Genomic DNA, 11529 nt, shown 5'->3' on the forward strand with positions numbered 1-11529 from the left:
CGTGGGTGGCATGCACCTCGTCGCCGTCGGATTCCTCACCGGACTGTCGCTCATCGTCGCGATCGGCGCGCAGAACGCGTTCGTGCTGCGCCTGGCGATCGCGCGGCGGCACGTGCTGCCGGTGATCGCGGTGTGTGCGCTCTCCGACGCGGTCCTCATCGCCGCCGGCATCGCCGGCATCGCCACCGTGCTCGATCGGGTCCCCGGCGCGCTCGGGGTGATCCGCTGGGCGGGGGCGGCGTTCCTCGTGGGTTACGGCCTGCTCGCGGCGAGGCGGGCTCTGCGCCCGTCGGTCCTGACCGCGGCGGCGGGCGGCTCCCTCACCGTCGGCGCAGCCCTGGCCACCTGCCTGGCGTTGACCTGGCTCAACCCGCACGTCTACCTCGACACCGTGCTGATGCTCGGCTCCGTCGCCAACCACCACGGTGACCCGGGGCGCTGGTGGTTCGGTGCCGGCGCGGTCCTGGCCAGCGTCGTGTGGTTCCTCGGGCTCGGCTACGGGGCCCGCCTGCTACGCGGACTGTTCGCGAGACCCGCCTCGTGGCGCGTGCTCGACGGCGGCATCGCCGTGCTCATGGTCGGGCTCGGCGTCGGCATGGTGGCGGGCTGACGCCGAGCTCGTGTCAGCCCTTGACCAGGGCGAACCGGCGACCGCTGATCTCGGTCGCGGTGACCTCGACGAAGTTGTACTTCGGGGTGGGTACCCAGGCCTGCAGCCCCAGCTCCTCGGCTTCCTGAATCTCGTTGTAGTGCACGAGATTTCGGGCCCGACCGTGCAGCACCACGCTCCAGGCCCGGTCCTGCTCCACGTGGTCGGCCTCGAAGGCGACCTCCGCGTGCACCGTCAGCTCGACCAGCTTGCTGCCCTCGGCGGTACGGAAGTACAGCTTCCTGTCGCGCACGGCGTAGTTGATCGGGAAGACGTCCGGCCGCCCGCCCGAGACCACCACGAGCCGGCCGATCCGCTCGGTGCCGAGCAGCTCCCAGCTCTCCTCGTCGCTCAGGACGACGACGGGGTTGTCGACGTTCGGCTCACTCATGGTTCCTCCGATCCGGCGGCGTCCGCCTCGATATCACCGCCTCCAGCACATCACGAATCCGCGCCCGGCACAGGCGGATCGTCCATCGAATCGCGCGGTGTCCGTCACATCGATAGCGTGGGAGCCGCCCGACCTCACCCCACCGAGGAGCGTGCGAGATGCCCCTGGCCACCACGTGGCACACCCGCGGCGCCGACGACGTCGCGGCGGCACTCGACGTCGACCCCGCGGCAGGGCTGCCCGCCGACGTCGTCGAGGAGCGCCGGCGCGAGCACGGACCCAACGCCCTCGACGAGACGGCAGCCGTCCCCGGCTGGCGCAAGGTGCTCGCCCTGCTCGCCGACCGGATGACCCTCGTCCTCGTCGTCGCCGCCGTGGTCAGCGCCGTGGTCTCGCGCGAATGGGAGACCCCCGTCGTCATCCTCGCCGTCATCACCCTCAACACCGTCCTGAACTACGTGCAGGAGCGCCGGGCCGAGAACAGTCTGCAGGCGCTGCGCCAGATGGCCGTCGACACCGCCCGTGTCCGCCGCGACGGCCGCGAACAGCACCTGCCGCGCACCGAACTCGTGCCCGGCGACGTCGTGCTGCTCGAGGCCGGCGACTCCGTGCCCGCCGACGGCCGGGTCGTCGGGGCGGCGCGGCTGCAGGTCGCCGAGTCCGCGCTCACCGGCGAGTCCCACCCTGTCGACAAGACCGTCGAACCCGTCGACGACGAGCAGGCCCCGCTGGGTGACCGTGCCGACATGCTGTTCATGAACACCGAGATCACCCGCGGCCGGGGCACGATGGTGGTCACGGCCACCGGGATGCAGACCGAGATCGGCGCGATCGCCACCCTGCTCGGTGCCGCCGGGGTGGAGAAGACCCCGCTGCAGCGCCGCATCGACCAGCTCGCCAAGACCCTCACCATCGTCGCGCTGACCGTCGTCGCCGTCGTGTTCGTCCTCGGCCTGCTGCGCGGGCAGTCGTGGTCGGACCTGCTGATCACCGCCGTCTCGCTCGCCGTCGCCACCATCCCCGAGGGGTTGACCGCGGTCGTCGCCTTCACCCTCGCGATGGGGGCCTCGCGGCTCGCCGCGCGCGGCGCCATCGTCAAACGACTCGCCGCCGTCGAGACCCTCGGCAGCACCACCCACATCGCCACCGACAAGACCGGCACCCTCACCCTCAACCAGATGACGGTGCAGCGGCTGCTGGCCCGCGGACGCAGCTTCCGCGTCACCGGCACCGGGTACGAAACGGCCGGCAAGATCCTCGTCGGCGACGGGCTGCCGGCCCCGGACCTGACCGCGCCGCTGCTCGGGATGGCCCTGTGCAACGACGCCGTCGTCCGCGACGGGGTGCTCGTCGGCGATCCCACCGAGGGCGCGCTGGTGGTGCTCGCCGAGAAGGGCGGCATCGACGTCGAGGGGGCGCGTCTCGCGGTGCCGCGGCTGGCGGAGGTGCCGTTCGACTCCGCCTACAAGTACATGGCGACCTTCCACGCCCTGCCCGACGGCGGGTACCGGTGTTTCGCCAAGGGCGCTCCCGGTGCGCTGCTCGACCGGGCCACCGCGATGCTCGACGGGGACGGCCCCGTCCCGCTCGACGACCGCCGCCGCGAGCGCCTCCGCTCGGCGGTGCAGTCGCTCGCCGCCGAGGGGCTGCGCACCCTGATGATCGCCGGCCGGGACCTGCAGGCGGTGCCGCGGGGCGACGGGGAGGCGCTGCAGCGCGCGGTGTCCGAGCTGACCCTCTACGCCGTGGTCGGCATCGTCGATCCGCCGCGGACGGAGGCCGAGCGAGCCATCGCGGTGGCCCACGCCGCCGGCATCGAAGTGCACATGATCACCGGCGACCACCTCGTGACCGCGTCGGCGATCGCCGCGGAACTGGGCATCGGGGGCGCCGCGGCCACCGGCGCCGACCTCGACGCCCTGGACGACAACGAGCTACGTTCCCGGGCAGCAGGTTTCGGAGTTCTGGCCCGCGTCGCGCCGGAGCACAAGATCCGGGTCGTCAAGGCGCTGCAGGCGAACGGCGAGGTGGTCGCCATGACCGGCGACGGTGTCAACGACGCGCCCGCCCTCGAACAGGCCGACATCGGTGTCGCCATGGGCATCACCGGCACCGACGTGTCCAAGAGCGCGGCCGACATGATCCTCACCGACGACAACTTCGCGACCATCGTCGCCGCGGTCGAGGAAGGCCGCGGCATCTACGCCAACATCGTCAAGTTCGTGAAGTTCCAACTGACCACGGCGTGGGGATTCGTGCTGATCTTCCTCGTCTCCGGGGCCCTCGGGCTCGCCGGCGGTGCGCCGTTCACGGCGCTGCAGATCCTGTGGGTCAACATCATCATGGACGGCCCGCCGGCCCTCGCACTCGGCGTCGACCCCACCGAGCCGGGCACCATGTCCCGGCCGCCGCGGCCGGCCCACGAGCGCCTGCTCAGCCGCGATCGGCTCCGCCGCATCCTCGGCCTGGGCATCGTCATGACCGCCGGAACCGTCGCAGTGCTGCACTACGCGCCGCAGTGGTTCCCCGAAAGCGCCGGCGACCCGCTGTTCGCCACCACCCTCGCGTTCACCACGTTCGTCTTCTTCCAGGTGTTCAACCTGCTCAACGTCCGCTCCGAACTCGGCTCGGTGTTCTCGTTGCAGACCCTCACCAACCACAGCATCTGGATCGCGATCGTCGTGGTGGTCGTCCTGCAGGTGTGCGTGGTGCAGACGACCTTCCTGCAGGGCTTCTTCGACACCACCGCGCTCACCTCGCAGCAGTGGGCGCTCGCCGTCGGCGTCGGATCCTCGGTGCTGTGGGTGGACGAACTCGTCAAGGCCATCGGACGAAGCGTGCGGCGCCGGCGTGGTGACATGCACGTTCGGGCGGGCGCATAGTGGAGGTGGTGTCGCCCTCCGACGAACACCGCAGGACGCGGAGGTGGGAACGATGGACATGGGCTGGATGCACATGCTGCACATGTTGATGATGCAGATGCACCACATGCTGATGCCGGGTATGCCGATGCATCACATGATGCCGATGTGACCGCATCACATGATGCCGATGTGACCGCATCACATGATGCCGATGTGACCGCGGGCGCCCCCCGGATCAGCCGTGGATCAGCCGTGCGAGTGCCCGCCCTCGTGCGGGTCCCGGTGCATGCTCTTGTAGAGGTGATGGCTGTACACCTGCAGGCCGAGCATCGCCTCGGTGTACTCCCGCCGCTCGGCGGTCGTGACGGCGTCGGTCAGCTCGGCGATCCGATCCAGCCGGGACTGCAGCTGCCGGTGCAGCTCGGCGGACAGGAATGCGTAGAGCTTCTCGATCGAGCCCGTTTCGATCGCGTCCTCGGCGAGCGGGATCACGGGTCCGACGTCGCCGCCGGCCGGCTTCACGCCGGTGAACGGGGCGCCCTCGCCCGCGCGGTGCAGCCGGACCACGGTGTCGAAGAAGTAGAGATCGGCCACCTCGTGGGCGATCGGACCCTCCGCACGCGCGGCTCTCGCCCGATCGAACGCCGTGCGCACCTCGTCCTCGGCGTCGGCGGGAACGAACGGCAGGATCAGGTCGACGTTGTCGTCGCCCAGTGCCGCCTCGGCGGCCTTGACGACGGGACCGTCCATGGAATCGCAGTGGGGAGGCACGGGGTGCTCCTTCCGACGATCGGCGAACACGCTCGGTCCCAGGCTAGTGCGGGGGTGTGACCGGCGTCGAGCGAGCGCCGGGCGGGGGCGGTCACGCCGGGGTTCCGCGTCGCTCGACGGCCCGGTTCGGCGCCGGGTTGCGGGCGACGGTTGACACCGCGAGCCGCGGCGGCGACCGTGGACGCATGAGGCGACGTCCCCGCGTCGACGTGCATCAACATGTGTGGCCGGCGTCCTTCGTCGACGCCCTCCGGGCACGCAGCGCCGCGCCCCGGCTCGACGGCTGGATGCTGCACCTGCCCGGGGAACCGCCGTATCGGGTCGACCCCGCCGACCATGCGATCCCCGCGCGGACGGCCCTGGCGGTCCGGGACGGAATCGATCTGGCGCTGGTGTCGCTGTCGAGCCCCCTGGGGATCGAGGAACTGCCCGCCGTGGAGTCCCGGCCGCTGCTCGACGCCTATCACGAGGGGGCGCTGGGCCTGCCCGACCGGTTCGGCGTGTGGGCCGCCGCCGGCGTCGCCGAGCCCGATCCGGAGACGCTGCGCGACGTCCTCGCGGCCGGGTGTGTGGGCCTGCAGTTGCCGGCGACCGCCCTGGCCGACCCGGCGGGCTTCGACCGGTGTGCGCCGCTGCTGTCGGAGCTCGAGCGGGCGCGTAAGCCGCTGTTCGTGCATCCCGGTCCGGCGTCGGCGCCCGGCGCTCCGGCGTGGTGGCCGGCGATGGTGTCGTACGTGACCCAGATGCACACCGCCTGGTTCGCCTGGCACGAGTTCGGGGCGCGCCGGTTCTCGACGGTGCGGGTGCTGTTCGCGATGCTCGCCGGCCTGGCGCCGCTGCACGCCGATCGGATGGCGGTGCGCGGCGGGCCCGGCGCGATTCCCGGGCCGGGGGTCTACGTGGAGACGTCGTCGTACGGGCGGGAGGTCGTCGCGGCGGTGACCGCATCCCTGGGCGAGGACCGGGTGCTGCTCGGCTCCGATCGCCCCTACGCACGGCCGTTGGTGCTCGGCGGTTCCGCCGGCATGCGCCTGCGGACGGACAATCCGGCCCGCTTCTTCGCGAATGTGCCTGCGCAGAACCCCGGACACGCGGGCCCGGCCGGAGTGGCACGGTCGTCGTGACCTCCTCGGTGACGGCAACGCGGCCGTTGCCGACGACCACGAAGTCGAAGTAGCGTTGTCGCGCAAGGTGATTCGTTCGGGTATGGCCCGCGGCTTCGACGCCGACCACGTCCGTGGGGTGACGAACGACACGAATTCTCCGGCCGTCGGCATTCACATGTACGCACCCGCCCCGACGATGATGATTCGGTACCGGATCGGCGACGGGGTGCTCCGGCTGCGCGCATCCGAACGGGCCGGCGCGGACTGGTGAATTCCGTGCTGCCTACGGAGGCGTAATGGTATCCGAAACCCTTGTCGCAGAAGGATACTGGATACCTTCGCTGCAGACGCGGTAGCCCGGCCCGCAGTGCGCGATCTGCTCACGCCGCCTCGGACGCGGCGGGTCGTGGACCGATCCTTCGCAGGGCGCGGCTGGTGCCGGGTGGCCGAACTCACGTCCTCTCGATTCGAGGTCGGATCGGTGTGTGCAAGACAATGGAGACTCGGCTGGTTCGCACGCCGACAAGATCCAGCGCATCCCGCACTATTCGAAGGTTCCCGCTCATGACGACGACGGCATCCGCATGCCCACCCGGCTCCGCAGCACCGGCGGCCGTCCCCGAGGCCGCGCCGGCAGCAGAGGCCCGGCCGGGGCGCGCCCGGGCGATGTGGGCGCTCGCCCTCGGCGGGTTCGGCATCGGCACCACCGAGTTCGTGGCGATGGGCCTGCTGCCCGACATCGCGACCGGTCTCGGCGTCTCCGAGCCCACTGCCGGGCATGTGGTGTCGGCGTACGCCGCCGGGGTCGTGGTCGGTGCGCCGCTGATCGCGGCGCTGACGGCCCGGCTCCCGCGCAAGACGTTGCTGATCGCGCTGATGATCGCGTTCACGCTCGGCAACGCGGCGACGGTGCTCGCGCCGAACTACGGACTGCTCGTCGCCTCCCGGTTCGTCGCCGGTCTGCCGCACGGCGCGTACTTCGGGGTCGCGGCGCTGGTGGCCGCACATCTCGCCGGTCGCGGGCAGCGCGCCCGGGCGGTGGCGCTGGTGATGATGGGCCTGTCCGTCGCGAACGTGGTGGGGGTGCCCGTCGCGTCGTGGCTCGGCATGGCGCTGGGCTGGCGCTCCGCGTTCGCACTGGTGGTGGTGATCGGCACGGTCACCGTCGCCGCGATCGCCGCCTGGGTGCCCGCCCTGGCGATCCGCACCACCAGCGTGAGCACCGAACTCGGTGCCCTGCGGCGCAAGCAGGTGTGGATGACGCTCGCGGTCGCGATGATCGGTTTCGGCGGCGTGTTCGCCGTCTACACCTACATCAGCACCACCCTGACCGACGTCGCCGGCGTCTCGAAGGGGCTTGTTCCGGTCGCCCTGATGCTCTTCGGCATCGGCATGGTCGTCGGCAACGTGGTCGGCGGCCGCGTCGCCGACCGGGCCCTGGTACCCGGCATCTTCACGACCATGACGACGCTGGCGGTGCTGCTGGCCGTGTTCGTCGCGGCGGCGCACAACCCGTACACGGCCCTGGCGATGGTGTTCCTCCTGGGAGCCGGGTGCGCCGCGGTCGGCCCGGGACTGCAGATCCGGCTCATGGACGTCGCCGAGGACGCACAGACCCTGGCCGCCTCCCTCAACCACGCGGCGTTCAACCTCGCCAACGCGTTCGGCGCCTGGATCGGGGGCGCGGTGATCGCCGCCGGCCTCGGCTACACCGCGCCGGCCGCCGTCGGCGCGGTGCTCGCGCTGGCCGGGGTCGCCGTCTTCGCGCTCGCCGTGCGGCTGCCGTCGGCGCCGTGATCGGACATCGTGATTGGATACCGACGTGACCGACCCCAGCGCCACCGCTTCCGCCGTGCCCACCCCGCCCGACCCGTTCTTCACCGTCGGCACCCGGCTCGACAACGGACTCGGACGCACCGGCACGATCCACACCCCGCACGGTGACATCCACACCCCGGCGTTCGTCGGCGTGGGCACCAAGGCGACGGTCAAGGCGGTCCTGCCCGAGGCGATGAAGGAACTCGGGGTGCAGGCCCTGCTCGCCAACGCGTACCACCTGTACCTGCAGCCCGGGTCGGACATCGTCGACGAGGCGGGCGGGCTCGGGAGGTTCATGAACTGGGACGGACCCACCTTCACCGACAGCGGTGGATTCCAGGTGATGTCCCTCGGGGTCGGCTTCAAGAAGGTCCTGGCGATGGACGCCGTCGGTGTCCGGTCCGACGACGTCATCGCCGAAGGAAAGGAGCGGCTCGCGCACGTCGACGACGACGGCGTCACCTTCAAATCCCACCTCGACGGCTCCCGGCACCGGTTCACCCCGGAGGTGTCGATGCGCATCCAGCATCAGCTCGGCGCCGACATCATGTTCGCGTTCGACGAGCTGACCACCCTGATGAACACCCGCGGCTACCAGGAGCGGTCCGTCGAACGGACGCAGGCGTGGGCGGTGCGGTGCATCGCCGAACACGAGAAGCTCACGGCGCAGCGCGCCCACCGTCCGTACCAGGCACTGTTCGGGGTGGTGCAGGGGGCGCAGTACGAGGACCTGCGCCGGCAGGCGTGCCGCGGGCTCGAATCGATCGTCGGCGAGTCGGGCCGCGGCTTCGACGGCTACGGCATCGGCGGGGCGCTCGAGAAACAGAACCTCGGCACCATCGTCCGCTGGTGCACCGAGGAACTGCCCGAGCACAAGCCGCGGCACCTGCTCGGGATCAGCGAGCCCGACGACATGTTCGTCGCGATCGAGCACGGCGTCGACACGTTCGACTGCGTGAACCCGTCGCGGGTGGCGCGCAACGCGGCGATCTACCACCCGGACGGGCGGTTCAACATCAACACCAGCCGGTTCCGCCGCGACTTCACCCCGATCGACGAGGACTGCGACTGCTACACCTGCCGCCACTACACGCGCGCGTACATCCACCACCTGTTCAAGGCGAAGGAGATGCTGGCGTCCACGTTGTGCACCATCCACAACGAGCGGTTCACGGTGCGCCTCGTCGACGAGATCCGCGCCGCCATCGACGGCGGGTACCTCGAGGAACACAAGGCCGAGACCCTGGGCCGGTTCTACGCGCGGCGGTGAGCGAGGATCCGCGAACTCCGCAGTCGTCCGCGACGGCGACGGCTGTCGCGGACGACCGGACCGGTCGCGGCGCTCACTGGGCGTAGGTCGGCTCGCGTCGCTTCACGTGTGCGATGACCGCGTAGGTGACCGGCATGACGGCGACCTCGACCAGCGTCTTCCACAGGAACCCGACCACCACGTAGTTCACGAAGTCCGCCCACGTGGTGATGCCGATGACGCCGGCGGCGATCGCGCAGAAGATGAGCGTGTCGGCGAACTCGCCGACGACGGTGGAGCCGATCAGCCGCGCCCACAGATGCTTCTCCTTGGTGACCTCCTTGATGCGCACCAGCACGTAGGAGTTGAGCAACTGCCCGACGAGGTAGCCGGCGAGGCCGGCCAGCAGCAGCCGCGGCACCACCCCGAGGACCGCCTCGAAGGCGGCCTGGTTCTCGTAGAAGTCGGCGGGCGGGAGCTGCTGGGCGACCCAGAAGCACAACGCGGCCAGCGCCACCGCACCGAAGCCGTAGTAGACCGCGCGACGGGTCGCGGCGAAGCCGTACACCTCGCTCAGGACGTCACCGACGATGTAGGCGAGCGGGAACAGGAAGAACGCGCCGTCGGTGATGATCGGCAGGACCTGCAGCGGGCCGAGCGCCCACTCGGCGTCGCCGAAGAACGCCACGCCCTTGCTGGCGGCGACGTTGGAGATGATGAGCACCGCGGTGAACAGGGCCACCAGCCCGGGGTAGTAGCTGCGGACCACGCGGGCGAAGTGCGCATGGTCGGATTGCTGGGTCTGCACGTGCTCTGTCACCCGGCCATCCAAGCACTCGGACCGGAGGAAGGCGAAGAACGGACGAAAAGGACGCGGGTCCCGACCCTGGGGATCGGGACCCGCGACGTGCCGTCAGGGGGCTACGCGCCCGCCCGTGACGGCCCGGTACGCATAGGCGTACGCGATGGTGGTGACGGGCACCGTGACCAGCAGGCCGACGTAGCACAGCAGCGCGCCGACGAAGTTGATCGCGGACAGCACCAGCCACAACAGGATCAGCTGCCCCACGTTGGCGGCGGCGGCGGACGCGCTCGACTTGATCGCCGTAACCGCGTCCTGCCGCTGGTCGATGACGAAGTGCAGCGCCCACACCGTCAGGAAGGCGACGATGATGCCGCCGACGATGACGAGCGAGCCGAGCAGCGTGCCGACCGCGATGAGCAGGGAGACGAGCAGGATCGGACCGAGGCTGCCGACGCGGAAGAAGTCCTTCAGCGCCGGCTTGTGCCCGTCCAGCTCGTACAGGGCCCCGCGCACCGCGGCCGCCTGGACGACGAGCATGCCGATGACGAACGCGACGATCAGCACGATCATCACGACGATCCCGACACCCGTCATGCCGGTGCTGTAGCCGTAACGGTCCGTCGTGGTCGAGGCCATCACGACGCCGAACATCAGGGCACCGAACACGAGGGCGGCAACGACGATCACACCGGCCAGGCTCAGCCAGCCGCCGACGTTCTCACTGAACTTGCGCCACCCGTAGTTCAGCGCGTCGCCGATGTTGATCTGCGCGCGGGGAGGACCGAAGCCGGGCGGGGGCGGGTAGCCGCCGGGGGCGCCGTATCCGGGCGGCGGTCCGTACCCGGCCGGATTTCCCGCCGGGTACCCCGGCGGCCCGTACTGTCCTCCGGGCTGTTGCGGTGCGCCGCCGTACTGGGGAGCGCCGTACTGGGGAGCGCCGTACTGGGGAGCGCCCTGGGGCGGACCGTAGCCGGGCGGGGGCGCGCCGTAGCCCGGCCCCTGCGGTGGGTAACCCTGGGGCGGGCCGTACCCGGGCGGTGGGCCGTACGGCTGCGCGCCCGGGTACTTGTTCGGATCCTGCGGATCGGGATTGGACTCGTAGCCCCCGGTGGTCATCTTGTTCCTCTTGTTCGTAACGGGCCGCGTCGTGGAACGCCCGCGTCCGTCAGGGAGCGACGCCGCGACCGGTGGTCACCCGGTAGGCGTAGGTGGAGGCGATGATCGTCAGCGGAATCGTGACGAGCAGACCCAGGCCGCACGGGATGGCGCCGAGGATGTTGATGCCGACGAGAGCCAGCGCCAGCAGCAGCAACGGTCCCACGTTGGACGAGATGGCACGGAAGCTGGACTTGATCGCGTCCACCGGCTGCTGGTTCTGGTCGATGACGAACTGCAGCGTCCACCAGGTCAGGAAGATGACGATGAACCCGGGGATGATCAGCAGGACGAAACCGACCACGGTCATGAGCGAGACGAGCAGGCTCGCGACCACCACGGCGCCGATGTTCTCGAACTGGAAGAACGAGCCGAACGACGGACGGTTGCCGTCGGTTTCGTGCAGCGCGCCGCGCACGTAGGCGGCCTGGATCAGGATGCCGACGAACACGCTGACGATCGCGCCGATGATGCTGAGCGCCGTCAGTTCGTTCGTGTCGAAGCCGCCGAAGATCACGTTGATCACGAACTGGATCAGTGCCGCCGCGACGACGAACGCGATCCAGACTCCCGCGTTCTGGCTGAACTTCTTCCAGCCGTAGCCGATCGCGTCACCCACGTTGAGCTGCGTGGGGGCGCCGAATCCGCCGTACTGGCTACTGCCCGAGGGGTAGTTGCCCGGCGGGGGCGGGTAGCTGCCGGGCAACTACCCCTCGGGCAG

11 protein-coding genes are annotated in these 11529 nt (G+C 70.4%); 6 read left to right on the forward strand and 5 right to left on the reverse strand.

The features are described 5' to 3' along the window. Positions 1-10 precede the first annotated feature (10 nt). Positions 11-610 (forward strand): LysE/ArgO family amino acid transporter, encoded by a 600-nt coding sequence (locus G6038_RS20700; RefSeq protein ID WP_165039654.1) that lies wholly within the window; start codon positions 11-13, stop codon positions 608-610. Positions 611-623: 13 nt separating this feature from the next. Here G6038_RS20700 and G6038_RS20705 read toward each other — a convergent pair whose 3' ends face one another. Continuing rightward, complete coding sequence (locus G6038_RS20705) at positions 624-1040, reverse strand: pyridoxamine 5'-phosphate oxidase family protein (protein ID WP_165039655.1); 417 nt, start codon at positions 1038-1040, stop codon at positions 624-626. 158 nt (positions 1041-1198) lie between these two features. Between G6038_RS20705 and G6038_RS20710 the strand changes: the two genes are divergently transcribed. Then, the gene (locus tag G6038_RS20710) at positions 1199-3922 is read left to right on the forward strand and encodes a cation-translocating P-type ATPase (protein WP_165039656.1); all 2724 of its coding nucleotides are present in this window, start codon (positions 1199-1201) and stop codon (positions 3920-3922) included. Between the two features lie 228 nt (positions 3923-4150). Here the strand turns inward: G6038_RS20710 and G6038_RS20715 are convergent, their stop codons facing one another. Beyond that, a complete protein-coding gene (locus tag G6038_RS20715) occupies positions 4151-4675 on the reverse strand; it encodes a DUF6448 family protein (protein ID WP_346772872.1) in 525 nt (174 codons plus the stop codon). A gap of 185 nt (positions 4676-4860) precedes the next feature. Between G6038_RS20715 and G6038_RS20720 the strand changes: the two genes are divergently transcribed. The 4 genes from G6038_RS20720 (at position 4861) to tgt (ending at position 8869) form a co-directional block, all read left to right on the forward strand. Then, the gene (locus tag G6038_RS20720) at positions 4861-5799 is read left to right on the forward strand and encodes an amidohydrolase family protein (protein ID WP_165039657.1); all 939 of its coding nucleotides are present in this window, start codon (positions 4861-4863) and stop codon (positions 5797-5799) included. A gap of 82 nt (positions 5800-5881) precedes the next feature. Continuing rightward, complete coding sequence (locus tag G6038_RS20725) at positions 5882-6052, forward strand: hypothetical protein (RefSeq protein WP_240918616.1); 171 nt, start codon at positions 5882-5884, stop codon at positions 6050-6052. 395 nt (positions 6053-6447) lie between these two features. Further along, positions 6448-7578: an MFS transporter gene (locus G6038_RS20730; RefSeq protein WP_165039664.1), complete on the forward strand. Its 1131-nt coding sequence runs from the start codon at positions 6448-6450 to the stop codon at positions 7576-7578. Between the two features lie 25 nt (positions 7579-7603). Next, entirely contained in the window at positions 7604-8869 is a 1266-nt protein-coding gene (gene tgt / locus G6038_RS20735; RefSeq protein ID WP_165039658.1) for a tRNA guanosine(34) transglycosylase Tgt, read from the forward strand. Between the two features lie 73 nt (positions 8870-8942). Here the strand turns inward: tgt and G6038_RS20740 are convergent, their stop codons facing one another. From G6038_RS20740 to G6038_RS20750, 3 genes are all read right to left on the reverse strand, one after another. Then, positions 8943-9668 carry a queuosine precursor transporter gene (locus G6038_RS20740; protein ID WP_165039659.1) on the reverse strand — a complete coding sequence of 242 codons (726 nt, stop codon included), beginning with the start codon at positions 9666-9668 and terminating at the stop codon, positions 8943-8945. Between the two features lie 93 nt (positions 9669-9761). Continuing rightward, positions 9762-10769 (reverse strand): hypothetical protein, encoded by a 1008-nt coding sequence (locus G6038_RS20745; RefSeq protein WP_165039660.1) that lies wholly within the window; start codon positions 10767-10769, stop codon positions 9762-9764. Positions 10770-10818: 49 nt separating this feature from the next. Continuing rightward, positions 10819-11514 (reverse strand): hypothetical protein, encoded by a 696-nt coding sequence (locus tag G6038_RS20750; RefSeq protein ID WP_240918617.1) that lies wholly within the window; start codon positions 11512-11514, stop codon positions 10819-10821. Positions 11515-11529: the final 15 nt, after the last annotated feature.

Source organism: Rhodococcus sp. 14C212 (genome assembly GCF_011058195.1).
Lineage (GTDB): Bacteria > Actinomycetota > Actinomycetes > Mycobacteriales > Mycobacteriaceae > Rhodococcus > Rhodococcus aetherivorans.